Source organism: Halomonas sp. AOP13-D3-9 (genome assembly GCF_052379125.1).
Lineage (GTDB): Bacteria > Pseudomonadota > Gammaproteobacteria > Pseudomonadales > Halomonadaceae > Vreelandella.
The window spans coordinates 157,073-175,029 of record NZ_JBQSYH010000002.1 but is presented as its reverse complement, the minus strand read 5'-3'; the positions used below and the strand labels follow the sequence as shown (position 1 = coordinate 175,029).

The window sequence follows — 17,957 nt, the reverse complement described above, 5'->3', positions numbered from 1 at the left end:
CTGGCTGTTACTATCGGTCAGGCGGTGGTAACGGTGATTATTAATAGAACCCCGCTTCGGCGGGGTTTTTTGCTTGGGAGTTGAGGAGCGCAGCTATGAGCAAGATCCATACAGTTGCGATCAGTAGTGTACTGGTTGCTGCTCTAAGCTTAGGGGGAGTCGGCGCTTCAGCGTTCGGGCAGACGGTTTATCGGGTTACCGATGAGCACGGCAACGTTACCTTTACCGATAACCCTGGTCGCGGTGGTGAGGCCCTAGAATTGACGCCGTTGCCAAGCCTGCCGCCTGCGTTGAGCGCCGCACTCGCCAAGCCTGGCGCTAACACGACCCCATCGCAGCGGCCGCGGGGCAAGCCGGGGCAGCCCTTTATGCCCTATGACCACTTCTCGATCGCTCTGCCCCAGCAAGGCGCACAGGTGCAAGATGGAATGACCGCGGTGGAGGTGGCTATTGCGCCATCGTTGCGCGACGACCACCAGGTCCGCTTGTTGGTGGATGGCAACATTAGCCAGACTGCGCTGCACAGCGATGTGTTTTGGCTAACGGGACTAACTTCAGGACGGCATGAGCTGCAAGCAGAGCTACTGGATAGCAGCCAGCGTTTGCAACACCGTACGGCAGCCGTGACGATTATGGTTCCTTAAAGTCAGTTCCTTAAACACGGATTATGCGCAAAACCCGGCATGAAAATTCCCTGCCTTTAACTGGATGCACTAAAGTGGTGCGCAATTAGGGGCGTTTACTGCCATGGGTGCGCTAAAACGATTCGTTCTCGCCCCTTGCGATGCCCGTAAGCCGTGCAAATGGGCATAAGTGCGTAATTGGCGCGCTTTTTGCAGTTCACTCATTGATCATCCACCTGTAGGTCTGTATCGGCGATGGAAGACGCTATTTTTCAGGACACCTCCATGCATCAGCGTTTGCTTGAACATCTCACCACAGCGGTATTGCTGCTAGACGGCGAGCTGCGTGTGCGCTGGATGAACCCTGCCGCTGAAGCGCTGTTAGCGGTCAGTCTTAGCCGTGTTCATGGGATTAGTCTGGACACACTACTCGGTGGGGATGAAAGCATTGACGATGTATTGGCCAAGGCACGGGATGCCTTTCACCCTTATACCCAGCGTGAAGCGCGCATTACCCCGCTGAATAGTGAACCGCTGACGGTTGACTACACGGTTTCGCCGTTATCTGACGATGAGCTGTTGCTGGAAGTGGAGCCGCGGGATCGGTTGATGCAGATCTCCCGTGAAGAGGCGCTAACCACCCGCCAGGAGACCATCAAGGTGCTCGCCCGCGGGCTTGCCCATGAGGTCAAAAATCCTCTGGGCGGCATTCGCGGTGCGGCGCAGCTATTAGAACGGGATCTAGACGACCCGGCGCTGCGCGAATATACCCATATCATTGTGGAAGAGGTGGATAGGCTGCGCGATTTAGTCGACTCCATGCTCGGCCCAAACCGTATTCTTAGGCACGAGCCGGTCAATATTCATAAAGTGCTCGAACGGGTGCGGGCGCTGCTGATTGCCGAGCACCCTTGCGTGCCGATTAGTCGTGATTACGACCCCAGCTTGCCTGATCTCTCCGGCGATGAATCGCAAATGATTCAGGCGGTGCTCAACGTGGCCCGCAATGCGGTGCAGGCCATGAGCGATGCGCAAACACCGGAACCCTCTTTAATACTGCGTACCCGCGCCCGTCGCCAGTTCACCCTGGGTGCTGAACGCCACCGGCTGGTTAGTGAAGTCGCCGTGATCGATAACGGTCCAGGTATTCCCGCTGCGCTGCAGGAAACGCTGTTTTACCCCATGGTATCGGGGCGCGCGGAAGGCAGCGGTCTTGGGCTGTCTATCGCCCAGTCGATTTTGCACCAACATCAAGGCTTGATCGAATGCGACTCACGCCCTGGACACACCGAATTTCGTTTACTGATTCCCATGGTTATTAATTTCACCGGAGAAGCGTCATGACTGAGGCTGCACGTAATGATGTTGCGCGGGTGGTCATTGTCGATGATGACCGCGCTATCCGCTGGGTGCTGGAGCGCGCCTTAGCGCAACCCGACCTGGACGTTGAGTGTATTGAGCGCGCCGACGTTGCCCTGCCCCGTTTGCTGGAAAACCCACCCGACGTGCTGGTCACCGATATTCGTATGCCGGGTATTGACGGGCTGGATCTAATGTCCCGGGTACGTGAGGCGCATCCCGACCTGCCGGTGATCGTGATGACCGCGCACTCCGATCTGGACAGCGCCGTGGCCTCTTATCAGGGTGGGGCATTTGAGTATCTGCCCAAGCCGTTCGACGTTGACGAGGCGCTGGCGCTGGTGCGCCGCGCCGTGGCCCACGCCCGTGAACGCCAGCGTCCGGTCACCGTGCCGGAAGGCTTGAACGCCGAAATTATCGGCGAAGCACCTGCCATGCAGGAAGTGTTTCGCGCCATTGGTCGCCTTTCCCACTCTCATATCACGGTGTTGATTAACGGCGAGTCGGGTACTGGTAAAGAGCGCGTTGCCCAGGCGCTTCACCAGCATAGCCCGCGGGAAGGTAAGCCGTTTATCGCCCTCAATATGGCGGCCATTCCCCGCGATTTAATTGAGTCTGAGCTGTTTGGCCACGAGAAGGGCGCTTTTACCGGGGCAGCCCAGCAGCGCCAAGGGCGCTTTGAACAGGCCAATGGCGGCACGCTGTTTTTAGATGAAATAGGCGATATGCCGTCTGAAACCCAAACGCGCTTACTGCGTGTATTGGCCGATGGTGAGTTTTATCGCGTTGGCGGGCACACGCCGGTCAAAGTAGACGTGCGTATCATCGCCGCCACCCACCAAAACCTAGAAGTGTTGGTGGACGACGGCCGCTTCCGGGAGGATTTGTTTCACCGTTTGAACGTGATCCGCATCCATCTGCCCAAGCTTGCCGAGCGGCGTGAAGATATCCCCCGCTTAACGCGGCACTTTTTAGCCGAGGCGGCGAAAGAGCTGACCACCGATATCAAGGTGCTGACCAGCGAAGCGGAGGCTCATCTGACACGCTTGCCGTGGCCCGGCAACGTGCGCCAGTTAGAGAATATCTGCCGCTGGCTGACCGTGATGGCGTCGGGGCGTGAAATTCTGGTTGAAGATTTACCGCCGGAGCTGCGTTCCACCAGTGCTTCCGAAAGTAGCGCACACGGCGATTGGCGCACGGCGTTTCGCGATTGGGCGGATCATGCCTTGGCCGAAGGCCATACTCATCTGCTTGAGGAAGCGGTGCCCGATTTTGAGCGGATTCTGATTGAAACCGCGCTAAAACATACCGGCGGGCGCAAAGGTGAAGCTGCTGAGCTGCTGGGCTGGGGGCGCAATACGCTCACGCGTAAATTGAAAACATTGTTACCGGCACTCGCTGACGAGTAATCGTTAGTCATCAGCGAGTATATACACCGCATCAGCTAGCGTAGGGTCGGGCAGAGTGCAGTCGCTCATTTGCCAGGGCAGCAGGCTAACGGTGTCGTTAACGCCCAAGGCGTTTAGCTGGTAGGCCACTCCCTCGTTATACGTGACGTGGCCAAGACCCATTAAGCCCACTGCCAGGGCGCCGCCCTCCGTGGCCTCGGCCAGGCGCTGGGCCATGGCGGTATCCCAGGTGAGCTGTGCCTGAATAAAATGCTCAAGTGCATCGGGAGCATCGCCCATGGCGTGCTGATTGAACACCTTGGTGAGCCGTAAGCGATAGGCGGCACTGGCGGGCTTGGGGGGCGAAATTGTATGACGCTCTTCAGCGGGTACGCTGCTCCAGCCATCATTGACCAGCCGCTGGCGTAGGTCGGGGGTGATATTAAGCGCGATTAGCGGGATTTGTGCCATCCGGGCAAACTCTAAAATCGGCATATAAAGCGCTGAATCAAATCCCCAAGTCTCGTCCCACTGAATTTGCTCAAGCAGTGTGGCCACATCTAACTCATCAGCCACCCAGGCATTCAGGGCAGGCTGAACGCTGCGCGGCAGCATCTCCAGGCCAATCACCATATCGTCACGTAGCGCATGCAGACCCGCTAAGGTATGCAGCTGCCAGCGGTGGTGAGCTATTTCATCGTGCTGTTCACCCAGCAATACCACTTGTTGCTGGGCTGCAGTCGGCAGCAGCTCACTACTGGTGAATGGCTGTCCTTCCTGCCACCACTGCCCTGGGCTTGGGCAAACCGCCAGAGCTACGTTGGGCAGCAGGCTAGCCAGCGCTAAAGCCGCGAGTAGTTCAAAGCGTTGTCTATTGCGGTTATTGTGTCGATTCAATACGTCTGATCTCGGCAAGTAGCGCTTCTGCTTCTTCGGTAAGCGTGGCATTGGCGCGCATATCGCCATTGCGTGAAGCCTCCATTGCGGCTTGAAGTTTGCGTTCATACTCTTGCTGTAGCTTCTTTTTGGGGTCGCGCTTAAACATACCTAACATGAGCAATCTCCGTGCTATCAATGTGCTTGTGTACACTATTTGTATAGGTTTAGAAGGCTCTTGTCGAATGTTTGTTTTAGCTAGGCTGGCTAAGCGTATTGAGTAGGTGCGCCGCACTGACGTAAAAAGCGCTCAAAATCGAACAAAATAGTCTCCAGGCTGGCATGCAAACGATGATCGTCGTCTACCATCCGCAGCGATAAGCGCTGTAGGCGGGCACGTTCAATCACCGGTTCCGGGGCAATGACATCGTCCCGCCAGCCGTGAATGATATGGGTGTACCGGGCCTGGATAGTCGGTGACGTTTCTGGATAGTCGGCTAACCCCAGCGCGGGTGCCAGCAAAAAGCAGCCCAACACCGGCTGTTGAGCGCTAACCGCTGCGCTTAGCCAGCCCCCCAAACTTGAGCCTGCCAGTACACACCGGGCAGGGTCGTCACCGCGCTCGGCTAACACCCCCAATAGGTGCTTAAGGCGCAGCTTTGGCGCTGCAATGCCTCGGTAGTCCATGACCACCGGCTCACAGTCATCCAGCTTTTCCGCAACGCCTTTCAGCGCCTGGGTTTTTAGCGCTCCCGGGCCGCTCTCAAGGCCATGGGATAGATACACAGTCATCATAACGTTTAGCTCGCTGCGCGCTGGATGGCTTCGCCACCCTGTTGAAGGTCTTCACCCGCACCGCGAATGGTATTACAGCCACTGATCAGCAGCAGTGTCACCATCATGACGATGCCAAGCGCGATAGTACGTTTCATAGTGGTCCCCTTGAAAGCATCCGGCTAGAAGTGAGTGGATAGATAGCAAAATAACCCCTGCGATGACGATTCGCTACGCTTTGTGTCCCAAACCGGTGTGCTTATGTCGCATGTGCCAGTTCTATACATGAAAGAGGTTGCCTGTAGAGTACTTTTTGGCACACGGTTTTATTTTTAAGTAATTGTTTTTAAATGGTTTATGTGGCTATTGGCATGAGTTGGCGCAACGTCTGCAAGTACTGAGTAGCTACATAGAAATGTATTAACTATTCAGTTGTTTAGTATTGCAGTTGTTAAGAGTTAAACGTACAGATTAAGTGTCAGCAAAAACTGAGTGAGTGGGCTGACGGGCAGAAGGAAGGCAGGGAGCCAATAAGTTAACAGGACGTTAAAGGACAATCAGCCCACTCACTGGTTGCAGCGTAGGGAGGCGCTGTTCATCAAACAAAGGAGTGGACTGATGCGAAACGACCATCTCATGAAAATGAGGTGGTTTTTTCGCGTGGGCGAAATTATTTAAGTGGTTGATTTTTTTATAGTTTGTTGGTTCGTCTATTTGCATGGGTCGCAACCCCACAGATTAATGCGTTGTTTTGGTCTATCCTTCGGTGAAATCAAAAGGCAGCGGTTAGAAAACGTCAACGTAACGACCGCGCACTACCAGGGACAAGATTATGGCGATGGCATTGATGTTATGCATGTTTGTTTTGTTCTTAGGGTTTTCAGGCGTGGGCGTGTATATGATGTTTAAGACATCATTCATGGCTAGAATGGATGAGCGTGATGATATGCCGCCAGATGTTTAATAAACTGTTTTTTATTAAATTTTATAAAAAAACAGCGCCCGCTTACGCGGGCGCTGCTGCGTCGTCTGTCCGCCGCCGAAGCGCGTTTACCCCATCCAATACAGGCTGGCCAAGGCAAAAGCGTAGCCCATTGCGGCCCCTGCCAGTACATCGCTTACATAGTGCAGCCCTAACCCTACCCGTGAGATCGCTATCAGCAGTGTTAACGGCAATACCACCGGCAGTAGCCAGGGCGTGTGGGCGGCGACTAATACGCTAAACATCACCGCGTGCATGGTGTGACCACTGGGAAAGCTGTAACGGTCGCGGGCCGGTTCGCAGCACTCGATGCCTTCACCGTAAGTGATAAAGGGACGCTCACGGCATAAGCGGGTTTTCACCAGCCGATAAACGGCCACGGCAAACAGAGCGATGACGCTGTACTGCAAGACACGCCAGGCGCCATTAGGCTGGAGCCAGGGCTGGGCGAGAATCAGCAGCACCCACACCGGCCAATCACCTAAGCGGCTGGCGGCCTGAAGTGTGATGCGCCAGGGGCGGTAGATCGATAGCCGCGATATGCGCTGGCAGAACTGCCACTCAATCAGGTCAAGACGGTCGAATACGACAAGCGGACGCGGGCGCATGATGAGCCTCCTGGGCTTGGTGTAGATAACGCAAAAATTGCTCGGCAATACCCGTCCAGCTCTGCTCAAGTGCGCGTAAGCGCGCCACTCGACCTAAGCGAGCGTAGTCGGCGGGGTGCTGGCACAGCTCCACGGCAGCCTGTTGAAACGCGGCGCTATCGCCAGCGGGTACGGTGACTCCGTTGTGGCCGCTGTTAATGAGTTCGGCGCTGGCCGCATGATCATAAGCCACCACGGCCAAGCCGCTGGCCATGGCTTCAGCCACCACATTCCCCCAGGTTTCGGAAAGCGAGGGGAAAATAAACATATCGGCGCTGGCATAGTGGCGAGCAAGCGATTCCTGCCCCACGAAACCGGTGAAGTGTGCATCGGGCAGCGCCTTTTCCAGCTGTGCCCGTGCGGGGCCATCGCCGACGATGATCTGGGCGATATCGGGGCGTACCTCGCGCATGGCTTGAAGGCTTTCATGTAGCAGGGTGAGGTTTTTTTCCGCGGCTAATCGGCCAACGTAAAGCGCCACCGGCTGATGCTCGCTCACCCCCCAGCGTTCGCGTAATGCAGGATCACGGTGGGCAGGTGAAAAGCGCTCACCATCCAACCCCCGTGACAGCACATGGACATCGCGTATCCCCTGACGCTGCAGCGCTTTTGCTTGCTGGTGGGTAGGCACTAAGGTCAGGTCGCAGCCGTTATGGAAGTAGCGTAGGTAGCGGCGTGTGGTCGAGGCCAGCCAGTTGACGCCGTAATCTTCACAGTAGTGGTCGAAGTTGGTGTGCCAGCCCGCTACCAAGGGAATATTGAGCTGCCGCGCCGCTTGGCGGGCCGCCCAACCGAGAGGACCTTGGGTGGCGACGTAGATGATGTTTGGTCGATGCTTACGCCAAAAACGGCGCAGCGTAGCGGGCCTAACCAGCCCTACCTGCACATCGGTGTAACCGGGTAAGGCAAAGCGTTGCACCTGTAGCTCGCGGTTAATGCCGGTTGCATTACCCGCGCCCCTGGGACGCGGGCGAATCACATCAACCGGCACTCCTTGCCGGTTAAGCTCACAGCTTAACCGGCTCAGTGTATGGGCTACGCCATTGATATCCGGTGACCATGTTTCACTAACGATGCAGAGCCGCATGAGCGATTCATCCCTTTATCACATTTTTAATCATTTTGGATGGGAATAGTGACACTGCGGAGTCAAGCCGGTGAATAAGCGATGACACGCTGAAGAAAATAGGCTAAGAGAGAAAAGACCGATCTTCGCTGTACTATCAGTTAAATGTTAAATTTGAATGAAAAGTTTCTTTAATAGTGTATAAAAAATAAGTTCCCAAAAAAATAAAACTTTAAAGTAAATGAAATATATGTCCTTTAAGGTTGGCTGCGTTGAGGCGTTATTCGTCCTTCATTGTGTCTTCGCAAAGCGCAAGCATTAACTACTTCAATGGGAACGATCATGTTTAAAAAGACGACATTGGCCCTGGCCGTTAGCGGTTTATTGGCAGCCTCTGCAGCACAAGCAGCCACCGTTTATGATCAAGACGGTACCGACCTGGAAATCTACGGCCGTATTGCTATGGGGTTTGAAGGCGGCGGTGTTGATAACGGTGTTGATAACGGCGAAGAATTCCGTAATTTCGGATCCCGTCTGAGGATTACTGCTGGCCATCAAATCTCCACGGATCTACGTGCATTTGCGCGTGTTGAGTGGCGTTTTACCGGCGATGAGCGCAATCAGGACTCTGGTTTCGATGAAGTGCGCAACAGCTACCTAGGTTTGGAAAGCCAGCAGTTTGGTACCTTCATGGCCGGTAACTACGATAGCTTCTACGATAGCTACGTAATGACGCCGTTCGACGTCTACGTTGAGCGTGGCTATGAGTTTGCTGGCGGTGGTGTACAGGCACGCGGCGATTCGATTGGCTATAAAACGCCAGAACTCAGCGGTTTTCAGGCGGTTATATCTGCCAAGCACTTCTCTGAGCGTGGTTTGACTGAAGCCGAGCAGACCTCCGAAGGATCCGTTATCGCCACTCAAGGTGGTGTTGTCTACGAAACAGGTCCAGCTCGTTTAGCGCTTGGTTATGTAGATGATACGGTACGCGGTGGTGGTAACGGTGAAGTGCGTTATGGCGCTACAGGCGAGTTTGCTATTACGGATGCTTTCGCTGCTCGTGTAGGTTATGAAACCCGCGATGATGACGATGTTAACGGTGGTGGTTTCGATAAAATCGGTGTTGGTGCAACTTTCGCTGTCGATTCCTGGAAGTTCTTCGCCGACTACTACAACATCGACGTAGATAGCGCTAGCGATGAGCGTAACGCTTGGGCACTAGGGTCAATGTATAAGCTGTCTAGCAATTTCGATATGTTCCTTGAGCTGAACGATCGTAACCTGGATGCTGTTAATGACTTCGAAGAAGATATGTACTACGCATTAGGCGCTCGCTATCACTTCTAATTAATAGAGTGATGTTAGCGGTAGTGTTGCATTAGTTTTTTGCATTAGTTCTTTAGCTGTAAGTTAGCTCGCATGTTTCGATCTTTACCGGTGTGGATAATTCCACACCGGCTTTTAGCGTTTTTGTGTTTTATGCTTTATTTGGCTGTCTTCAAAGAGTCAGTCTTTGTTCTCGGTGAGTTATTTCGCTAACCGTAAACTTAAGGAGAGGAGGAAAGGTAATAATTTGCCATGGAGACGAAATGTCGCTGGTAGTCTATCTTTACTGCTAAGGTGTTCGAACACCGTTATGAAAGGAGTCATTTAGATGCGTTTTCACCGCTATGGCATGGCGCTAGGGACAGCGTTATTCGTCACCGCTCCTCCCGCCTTGGCTGATAACTACACCCTAACGCTGTTCCACACCAATGATTTACACGGGCGCACCGATCAGTATCCCCATTTGATCACCACGCTGAATGAGGCACGGGAGCGCTATGGGGACGGATTACTACTGGATGCGGGTGATATCTTTTCAGGCACGCTCTATTTCACTGAGTTTCAGGGCCAGGATGCGCTGGAATTTATGAATTTGATGGGCTACGACGCCTTTGTGCCGGGTAATCATGAGTTTGACTTGGGTGACGCAGAACAGGGGCATCAGGCGCTAGCGGCATTTTTTGCAGGCGCCGCGTTTCCCATATTAGGGGCCAATCTAGACTTTTCAGCAGGCCCTGAGTTTACTGACATGCTGGGTGAGTCTGTCAGCGTAGATCCGCAAGCCGGGCAGCTCTATGACGGCATTGTGGTTGAGCACAATGGCGAACAGATCGGCATTTTTGGGTTAAGCACGCAGGATAGCGAAACGATCTCAAGCCCCGGCCAAATAGCCATCAGCGATTATCGTGAAGCGGCTGAAGCCATGGTGGCGGCATTTGAAGAGCAGGGCGTTAACAAAATTATTGCCCTTACCCACCTGGGCTACGACAGCGACCCCAGCGTGGGTAACGACTTGCTGCTAGCGGAGCACGTCGAAGGTATCGACATTATTGTTGGCGGGCACAGCCATAGCCAGGTTTCGCCCCCCAGGCTGCTAAGCGAGAGCCGCGCAGGTGAGGAGCTCCCATCGCCGACGGTGATTGGCCAGGCAGGCGAGTATGGCCAGCACCTTGGGGTGATGCAGGTCACCTTCGACGAGGACGGCGTGGTGGTAGATGCCAGCGGCGAGCTGCTCGCCGCCGACGATCGTGAGGCGGACTCCGACGCCGCTCAGCGGCTTGAACCCTACACCGCTGAGATTGAAACACTGCGGGATACCTTGATCGGCGCCAAGGCGATCTCAGCGTTGCCCAACCCGCGCCACGGCAGCGGCGATGAACACAGTGTGCGTGCCAATGAAACAGCGCTGGGCAATTTAATCGCCGATGCCCAGCTGCATGCCGCGCAGCAGGTAGCGCCGGACACGGTCATGGCGATTCAGAATAGCGGGGGTATCCGTGAAGCGATTGAGCGTGGTGATGTATCCGTGGGTGATTTGATCGCCGTACAGCCGTTTGGCAATCGCCTGACGTTGCTCGACGTTACCGGCGCCGAGCTGCTGGAAACCTTTGAAATTGCCCTGGCCAATGCACCCGATGAGAACGGAGGTTTTCTGCAGGTGTCAGCAGGCGTTGAGCTGATATATGACAGCAGCGAGCCGCCAGGTGAACGGGTGATCAGCCTAAATGTTGCCCAGGAAGGCGCGATGCAGGCGATTGATCCAGAGCGTACTTATACCATCGCCACCAACAACTTCACCGCCGCCGGTGGCGACAGCCATACGGTACTCGGTGAAGCCTATGAAGATGGCCGTAACACCATTGTCGGCAATACGGATTGGGAAATGCTGCGCGACTATATGGTGGAACGCAAAGAGGTGTTCTACCAGGTTGAAGGGCGGATCACTGATGTAACTCAATAAGATGTAGCTGAAGAGAATGGGGCCCAGGACGATTCGGATTAAATCTCTGGGCCACTTGTTCACGCTTACTCATTGATGATGCTTGCAAAGCCTCCATAAATGAGTCGCTTACCATCAAATGGCATCGGGTTAACGTCCATCTGCAGGCGAGGGTCCTGCATGACTTTGGGCATGGCTTCATCGCGCACGGTGCGGGATGGCCACTCTATCCAGGAAAAAATAACCGCCTCGTCATCCTTGCGCTTAACCGCCATGGGGAAGGAGGTCACTTCCCCATCGGGTACATCGTCGCCCCAGCACTCCACCACGCGGAGCGCTCCGTGTTCCTTGAACACAACGGCCGCGGCACGGGCATGTTCAATAAACTCAGCTTTATTAACGCTAGGCACAGCAGCGACGAAACCATCCACATAGGGGTAGGCGGCAGTATTCATGATTGTTCTCCTATTTCTGTTTTGGGTGCTGCTTTAGGTGGCAGTTCTCGAACCGGGCGGACTTCAATGCTGCCCAGCCGGGCGGGCGGAATGCGGCTAGCCAGCTGCAGTGCCTCGTTCAGGTCGTGGGCTTCCAGCAGATAGAAGCCAGCCAATTGCTCCTTGGTTTCCGCGAAGGGGCCATCGGAGATCAGCGTTTCGCCATCGCGCACGCGTACGGTGGTTGCCGTCTCAGTCGGTTGTAACGGCTGCCCGGTCAGGTAGTGGCCGCTGGCGCTTAGGCGCTCAACCCCAGCAATGCATTCCTGGTTGAGGTCGTGCCACTCCTGTTCGCTCATGGCGTTGATAATCTGTTCTTGGTAATAGACCAGCGCAACGTACTTCATTGAGAGCCTCCTGGGTGGTCAGGGTGATGACTCTCCGTAGTCGTTTGACGTGCTCACGAATCGACATAGCCTAAGCATTTTTTTAGGGGAATTTTTCGAGCTCTGCCAATCGCCTGTTCAAAAAACGTTTTTCTGGATCCAGGGTGACTAATAGCAGCGCCTGGTGATAGGCACTGCGCGCGGCCTCATGCTGACCTTGGCGCCGCAGTAAATCCGCTTTAGCGGCATAGAACAGATGATAGCGGCTGATTTGCGGGTGATGAGCGATGTCATCGAGTAACTTCAGGCCGGTATCGGGCGCACCGTTCATGGCAATGGCGACCGCACGATTCAGCGCCAGGATGGGGGATGGAAAGCGTCGGCAGAGAGCATCGTAGAGCCTGACGATGCGCCCCCAGTCTGTTTGCTCGGCGTGGCTAGCCTGGGCGTGTACGGCGGCAATCGACGCCTGCAGGGTGTAGTACCCGGCGGGGGTGAGCGCCAGCGCCTGTTCCAGCCATGCAATGCCGGTTTGGATATCCTCTTGGCGCCATAGGCGTCTGTCTTGAGCATCCAGGGTTACCAGTTCTCCGTCGTTATCCTGGCGCGCATCCCGGCGGGCATCGTTAAGCAGCATCAAGGCCATCAGCCCAAATACCTCACCCTTGGGTAGTAACCGTGCCAGCTCATTGCCCAGCCGCATGGCTTCTTGGGTCAGGCTGATATCGACCACGCTGGCGCCCGTGCTGCGTGAGTAGCCTTCATTGAAGACCAGATAGATGACTTTGAGCACATCGGGTAGGCGTTCGGGCAGTTCCTCTTGGGTTGGCACGGCATAAGGGATATGCGCATCGCGAATTTTGCGTTTGGCGCGCACGATACGCTGTGCCAGCGTCGTAGGCTTCATCAGTAGCGCGCTGGCGACCTGCTCGGTGGTCAAACCGCACATCTCGCGAAGCGTCAGGGCAGTCCGTGCCTCCATGCTCAGGCTTGGGTGGCAGCAGGTGAATAGCAGCCGCAAGGCGTCGTCTTCGATAGCCGTTGGCTCAAGATCCAGCGTCTCTTCTGTCAGTAAAAGCTCAGTAGATAACAGCAAGTGGGCCCGACGGCGTGCGGTACTACGCTGGCGGATTTGGTCTATTCCGCAGTGGTAGCCGGTGCGAATTAGCCATGCGGTGGGGTTGTAAGGTTTGCCGTTAACCGGCCACTGGTGAACAGCCGCCACAAAAGCGTCCTGCATGGCTTCTTCGGCTAGCTCAAAATCCCCCAGCAGGCGTATTAGCGTCGCCTGAACGCGCCGGGAGTGATCACGATATAGGCTATCAACGTATAAAGGTTCAGTACTCATCAAGGGAGATCCGTACGCGACTCGGATAAAGGGCTGAAGGCGCAGAAATGCGTCATGCTCGCTCTCTCAAACGTAGCGCATGGCTTCTCCGTTGACTTGTTTTTTTCTTGGCTTGTTTTTGGGGGATAGGCTTTCAATCTCCCGTACGTTTCCCCGTGGTGCTGTTGAAAGGGTGCAGAGCGTCACGGGTCACAAAAAACCGCAGGGTTTCGCCTTCGGCAACGGGCGGCTGCCCCGAAACGCGGATCACCGTGGGCTGATCGCTATCGGCGAGGGTCACGTACAGATGGCTTTCAGCACCGGCGGCTTCAAACAGCGCAAGCGTCGAGTCAACAATTAGGTGAGGCGCGGTAGGCGGCGCTAGGTGCATATCATCCGGGCGAATGCCGACGATATCGGTGCCTTCGGGCAGGTTATCCAGCAGACCGTTGGCACTTGGTGTGTTCAGGTAATCCACCGGCAGCATATTCATGGCGGGTGAGCCGATAAACCCGGCCACAAACATGGTCGCGGGGCGGGCGTAGATCTCCATCGGCGTGCCCACTTGCTCGATCTGCCCAGCGTTCAGCACCACCAAGCGATCACCCAAAGTCATGGCCTCCAACTGATCGTGGGTTACATAGAGGCTGGTGGTTTTCAGGCGCCGCTGCAGCTGTTTGATCTCCACGCGCATCTGCACGCGCAGTTTGGCATCCAGGTTGGAAAGTGGCTCATCGAATAGAAAGGCTGCCGGGTCGCGCACCAACGCGCGGCCCATGGCGACGCGCTGGCGCTGACCACCAGAGAGCTTGCGCGGTTTGCGCTCCAGAAACTCTTCGATCTCGAGCATTTTGGCGGCAATTCGCACGCGCTTTTCAATGTCTTCTTTGTTAAACCCGCGGTTCTTGAGGCCGTAAGCAAGGTTGTTGTACACCGTCATGTGCGGGTAGAGCGCATAGTTCTGGAACACCATGGCGATATCACGCTCGGCGGGCTCTAGCTTATTGACCACCCGGTCACCGATTTTGAGCGTACCCTCGGTAATGGTTTCCAACCCTGCCACCATGCGCAGCAGGGTCGATTTGCCGCAGCCGGAAGGCCCCACCAGCACCACGAATTCGCCATCTGCAATCTGTAAATCGATGCCTTTCACGGCGTGAACATCGCCGCTATAGGTTTTCTTTAGCCCTTCCAAGGTAATGCTGGCCATCTTATTTCTCCGTCTCGGTCAGGCCTTTTACAAATAGGCGTTGCATAAACAGAATCACTAATACAGGCGGCAGCGCTGCCATGACCACCGCGGCCATCACTAATTGCCACTGTGGGTTCTCTTCAGAGGTCATGCGCTGAATGCCCATCACAATGGTGTAATAATCAGGGTCGGTGGTGATAATGAGTGGCCAGAGGTACTGGTTCCAGCCGTAGATAAACATGATCACAAACAGCGCGGCGATATTGGTCACCGACAGCGGCATCAAGATGTCTTTAAAAAACTTCAGTGGCCCGGCGCCATCGACCCGGGCGGCTTCGAGCATCTCTTCGGGAATGGTCATAAAGAACTGGCGGAACAAGAAGGTTGCGGTAGCCGAGGCAATCAGCGGGATCGATAGCCCGGCAAAGCTATTGAGCATTTTAAGATCCGCAACGACCTGAAAAGTCGGAATAATGCGCACTTCCACCGGCAGCATCAACGTGACGAAGATCATCCAGAAGAAGAACATCCGGAAGCGGAAACGGAAGTAGACGATGGCAAAGGCGGAAAGCAGCGAAATAGACAGCTTACCCACCGTGATCGCCATGGCCATGATAAAACTGTTCCACAGCATTAAGGCTGCCGGCGGTGCGCCGGCATTGGAGACGCCCGACTGCCACATGCGCGTGTAGTTTTCGATCCCGTGGCCGCCGGGCAGCAGTGGCAGCGTACCCTGCAGCAAACCCGATAGGGAATGGGTAGAGGCGATGATCGCGACATACACCGGAAAAACCACCAGCGCGACACCAGAGATCAAAACAATATGGGCTATCAGGTTAGCCCAAGGGCGGTTTTCAACCATTAACGTTCTCCCAAAGGCTAGGGCCTGTTGACGTTTCATCGCGAACCGCGTTGCCCCACAAATCGCGCCAGACAAGGCGCAAAACGCAGGGAAGGGTGGTTCCCTTTTCAAGTTTTGCAACGCCGTATGGCGCGATTTGTGGGGCAACCCGTAGGGCTGGGCCCGTTTTTACCCGCGGCGGCGTTAGTCGTCGTTCATTTGGAATCACCAAACCTCTCTCCTCCTGCCTTGCCGCGAATAAAAACGGGCTCCAGCGCGGCCGTGAGTGAAACTTCAACAGGCCCTAGTAGTTGACTCGGCGCTCAATAAAGCGGAACTGGATCATCGTTAATGCCACCACAATCACCATCAGAATCACCGACTGAGCCGCTGACGAGCCAAGGTTTAGCCCTACAAAACCGTCGGCATACACTTTGTAAACCAAGATGTTGGTCGCCTGAGCGGGGCCGCCCGCGGTGGTGGCGTGAATGATCGCGAAGGTGTCGAACATGGCGTACACCACGTTAACCACCAGCAAGAAGAAGGTGGTAGGCGTGAGCAGCGGGAAAATAATCGTCCAGAAGCGCTTCGTTGGGCTGGCGCCGTCAATGGAGGCGGCTTCAATCAGCGATTGCGGGATTGACTGTAAGCCCGCCAGGAAAAACAAAAAGTTATAGGAAATCTGCTTCCAGGCGGCGGCAAAAATCACCAGCAGCATGGCGTCACTGCCCGAGTTACGGTGGTTCCACTGGTAACCCACCATTTCCAGCATATAGGGCACAATGCCGATAGAGGGGTTGAAGATAAACCACCACAACACGCCCGCAAGCGCGGGGGCGATGGCGTAGGGCCACACCAGTAGCGTGGTGTAGGTGCTGCGTGAGCGAATCATCCGGTTGACGGTACTGGCCAATAAAAGCGCCACTGTCATCGATAGCAGGGTAGTGCCCACGGCGAATACCATCGTCACCGATAGAGAATTGACATAACTGCCGTCACGAAATAGACGGGCAAAGTTCTCAAGACCCACAAACGTTGAGCGCAGCCCAAAGGCGTCTTCGCGCAACAGCGACTGATACAGCGCCTGGCCCGCAGGCCAGATAAAGAAAATCAGTGTCACAATCACCTGGGGCGCCAGCAGCGCGTAGGGCAAAAAGCGACCAGGGTAGGTCATGCGTTTGGTTTGCATGGGCAGCTCTGCAAATTGTTAGCAAAAATAAGCATCAACAAACGAAATCGCCGCCTACCCATAAGGGTAGACGGCGAAGTGAGTGCTTATTTACTGGTTGGCAGCTTCAAAATCACGGAGCAGATCATTGCCGCGTGCTACTGCTTCATCCGCTGCTTCCTGACCCGATTTGTCACCGGTCATCACCGCTTCCATCTCTTCGGAGATGATGTCGCGAATCTGCACGAAGTTACCAAAGCGTAGGCCTTTGGAGTTCTCGGTCGGCTCGTTGAGCGTCATTTGTTTCAGCGAAATATCCGCGCCTGGATTCTCTTCGTAGTAGCCCTGTTCTTGGCTCAGATCCCAAGCGGCCTGAGTGATGGGCAGGTAGCCAGTTTGCTGGTGCCACTGTGCCTGTACTTCGGGCTGGGAGAGGTACTCAAAGAACGCCGCAACGGCTTCGTATTCGTCATCGCTATGGCCCTGCAGTGCCCACAGAGTGGCGCCACCGATAATTGAGTTTTGCGGTGCGCCTTCTACGTCGTCGTAGTAGGGCTGCATGCCAAAGCCAACTTCAAATTCTGAATTGGCGGCGACGTCCGCCCGTGAAGCAGAAGAGCCGAAGAAAATCGCGCAGTCCTGGGAGTAGAACATCGGCTCAGAGTCGGGACCGGAGCCGGGGCCACCCCATTTAAAGACACCTTCTTCCTGCCAGTCGTGGAGGTTGTCCCAGTGGCGAGCGACTAGCTCATTGTTGAAGGTAAACTCGGTTTCCATACCGCCAAAGCCGTTTTCCAGCGTACCTAGCGGCAGATTATGCCAAGCAGAGAAGTTTTCCAGCATTACCCAGCTAGGCCAGGAGGTGGTAAAGCCACAGCTTGCCGCACCAGAATCGACAATTTGGCGCGAAAAATCGGCTACTTCTTCCCATGTTTGTGGGGGCTGCTCAGGATCTAGACCCGCTTCTTCAAACATATCCCTGTTGTAGTACATGATTGGCGTAGAGGAGTTAAACGGGAAAGAGAGCATATTGCCGTTGGTGTCGGTGTAATAACCCACGACGGCTGGCAGGAAGGCTTCTTTATCGAAAGCGCGGCCATGCTCTTCCATCAGCTCGTACACTGGGTAGATGGCGCCTTTGGCGTTCATCATGGTGCCAGTGCCGACTTCAAACACCTGCAGGATATGCGGCTGCTCATTGGCACGGAAGGCGGCGATCGCGCCGGTCATCGTTTCGGTATAGGTGCCGCGATAGCTGGGGGTAACGTGGTAGTCGTCCTGAGACTCGTTGAAGTCTTGGGTCATCTCTTCGAGAATTTCGCCCAGTTGGCCGCCCATGGCGTGCCACCAGCTAATCTCTGTTGCCGCCTGAGCAGACAGGCTTAGGCTGGCCGTCGCCACCCCTACGGCAAGCGCGTGCAGTGTAAAACGAGACATAAAGAAGCTCCTTGTGGGCCTGAACTTAGTCAGGCGTGCAATGCGTTTGTTGAGATTTTTAGATGCACTGAACAGTAAGAAGTGTAGATGACGTTTTAGTGAATGCACGATGAACCTGCCGTGACAGTCAACGTTCGTGGGCGGGAGTAGGCGAAGGGTCTGGAGGGTGTTAGGGTTAACGCAACGCTATAT

General features: G+C 55.1%; 18 protein-coding genes. 5 read left to right on the top strand and 13 right to left on the bottom strand.

The window, feature by feature from the left end; genetic code table 11:
• The first annotated feature begins 95 nt into the window (after positions 1-95).
• The 3 genes from ACT3UM_RS02890 to ntrC all read left to right on the top strand — a co-directional run bounded on the left by ACT3UM_RS02890 (position 96) and on the right by ntrC (position 3,391).
• Positions 96-644, top strand: coding sequence for a DUF4124 domain-containing protein (locus tag ACT3UM_RS02890; RefSeq protein WP_498895964.1), 549 nt, complete (start codon positions 96-98; stop codon positions 642-644).
• 264 nt (positions 645-908) lie between these two features.
• Positions 909-1,967 (top strand): nitrogen regulation protein NR(II), encoded by a 1,059-nt coding sequence (glnL, locus tag ACT3UM_RS02885; RefSeq protein ID WP_498895962.1) that lies wholly within the window; start codon positions 909-911, stop codon positions 1,965-1,967.
• Complete coding sequence (ntrC, locus tag ACT3UM_RS02880; RefSeq protein WP_007111927.1) at positions 1,964-3,391, top strand: nitrogen regulation protein NR(I); 1,428 nt, start codon at positions 1,964-1,966, stop codon at positions 3,389-3,391. The genes glnL and ntrC overlap by 4 nt, the downstream gene beginning before the upstream one ends.
• A 3-nt stretch (positions 3,392-3,394) precedes the next feature.
• Here the strand turns inward: ntrC and ACT3UM_RS02875 are convergent, their stop codons facing one another.
• The 6 genes from ACT3UM_RS02875 to ACT3UM_RS02850 form a co-directional block, all read right to left on the bottom strand.
• On the bottom strand, positions 3,395-4,267 hold the full coding sequence (locus ACT3UM_RS02875; protein WP_498895959.1) for a ChaN family lipoprotein: 873 nt from the start codon (positions 4,265-4,267) through the stop codon (positions 3,395-3,397).
• The gene (locus ACT3UM_RS02870; RefSeq protein WP_144813949.1) at positions 4,251-4,424 is read right to left on the bottom strand and encodes a DUF6435 family protein; all 174 of its coding nucleotides are present in this window, start codon (positions 4,422-4,424) and stop codon (positions 4,251-4,253) included. The genes ACT3UM_RS02875 and ACT3UM_RS02870 overlap by 17 nt, the downstream gene beginning before the upstream one ends.
• 89 nt (positions 4,425-4,513) lie before the next feature.
• Complete coding sequence (locus ACT3UM_RS02865; RefSeq protein WP_498895957.1) at positions 4,514-5,041, bottom strand: YqiA/YcfP family alpha/beta fold hydrolase; 528 nt, start codon at positions 5,039-5,041, stop codon at positions 4,514-4,516.
• 5 nt (positions 5,042-5,046) lie between these two features.
• Complete coding sequence (locus ACT3UM_RS02860) at positions 5,047-5,178, bottom strand: entericidin A/B family lipoprotein (protein WP_498895955.1); 132 nt, start codon at positions 5,176-5,178, stop codon at positions 5,047-5,049.
• Positions 5,179-6,070: 892 nt separating this feature from the next.
• Positions 6,071-6,610 carry a phosphatase PAP2 family protein gene (locus tag ACT3UM_RS02855; protein WP_035582771.1) on the bottom strand — a complete coding sequence of 180 codons (540 nt, stop codon included), beginning with the start codon at positions 6,608-6,610 and terminating at the stop codon, positions 6,071-6,073.
• Positions 6,573-7,736 carry a glycosyltransferase family 4 protein gene (locus ACT3UM_RS02850; protein ID WP_498895953.1) on the bottom strand — a complete coding sequence of 388 codons (1,164 nt, stop codon included), beginning with the start codon at positions 7,734-7,736 and terminating at the stop codon, positions 6,573-6,575. Before ACT3UM_RS02850 ends, ACT3UM_RS02855 begins: the two co-directional genes overlap by 38 nt.
• 321 nt (positions 7,737-8,057) lie before the next feature.
• Between ACT3UM_RS02850 and ACT3UM_RS02845 the strand changes: the two genes are divergently transcribed.
• Positions 8,058-9,062 carry a porin gene (locus ACT3UM_RS02845; protein ID WP_498895952.1) on the top strand — a complete coding sequence of 335 codons (1,005 nt, stop codon included), beginning with the start codon at positions 8,058-8,060 and terminating at the stop codon, positions 9,060-9,062.
• 307 nt (positions 9,063-9,369) lie between these two features.
• A complete protein-coding gene (locus tag ACT3UM_RS02840; protein WP_498895950.1) occupies positions 9,370-11,001 on the top strand; it encodes a bifunctional metallophosphatase/5'-nucleotidase in 1,632 nt (543 codons plus the stop codon).
• Between the two features lie 65 nt (positions 11,002-11,066).
• Here ACT3UM_RS02840 and ACT3UM_RS02835 read toward each other — a convergent pair whose 3' ends face one another.
• From ACT3UM_RS02835 to ugpB, 7 genes are all read right to left on the bottom strand, one after another.
• Positions 11,067-11,435, bottom strand: a complete 369-nt coding sequence (locus ACT3UM_RS02835; RefSeq protein WP_498895948.1) for a DUF1428 domain-containing protein — start codon at positions 11,433-11,435, stop codon at positions 11,067-11,069.
• Positions 11,432-11,821 carry a YciI family protein gene (locus ACT3UM_RS02830; protein ID WP_498895946.1) on the bottom strand — a complete coding sequence of 130 codons (390 nt, stop codon included), beginning with the start codon at positions 11,819-11,821 and terminating at the stop codon, positions 11,432-11,434. Before ACT3UM_RS02830 ends, ACT3UM_RS02835 begins: the two co-directional genes overlap by 4 nt.
• Before the next feature lie 82 nt (positions 11,822-11,903).
• Entirely contained in the window at positions 11,904-13,148 is a 1,245-nt protein-coding gene (locus tag ACT3UM_RS02825) for an RNA polymerase sigma factor (protein ID WP_498895944.1), read from the bottom strand.
• 133 nt (positions 13,149-13,281) lie between these two features.
• A complete protein-coding gene (locus tag ACT3UM_RS02820) occupies positions 13,282-14,337 on the bottom strand; it encodes a sn-glycerol-3-phosphate import ATP-binding protein UgpC (protein ID WP_498895942.1) in 1,056 nt (351 codons plus the stop codon).
• Position 14,338: 1 nt separating this feature from the next.
• The gene (gene ugpE / locus ACT3UM_RS02815; RefSeq protein ID WP_498895940.1) at positions 14,339-15,181 is read right to left on the bottom strand and encodes a sn-glycerol-3-phosphate ABC transporter permease UgpE; all 843 of its coding nucleotides are present in this window, start codon (positions 15,179-15,181) and stop codon (positions 14,339-14,341) included.
• A 283-nt stretch (positions 15,182-15,464) separates the two neighbouring features.
• A complete protein-coding gene (gene ugpA, locus ACT3UM_RS02810; protein ID WP_498895939.1) occupies positions 15,465-16,349 on the bottom strand; it encodes a sn-glycerol-3-phosphate ABC transporter permease UgpA in 885 nt (294 codons plus the stop codon).
• A 90-nt stretch (positions 16,350-16,439) separates the two neighbouring features.
• Entirely contained in the window at positions 16,440-17,765 is a 1,326-nt protein-coding gene (ugpB, locus tag ACT3UM_RS02805; RefSeq protein WP_498895937.1) for a sn-glycerol-3-phosphate ABC transporter substrate-binding protein UgpB, read from the bottom strand.
• Positions 17,766-17,957: the final 192 nt, after the last annotated feature.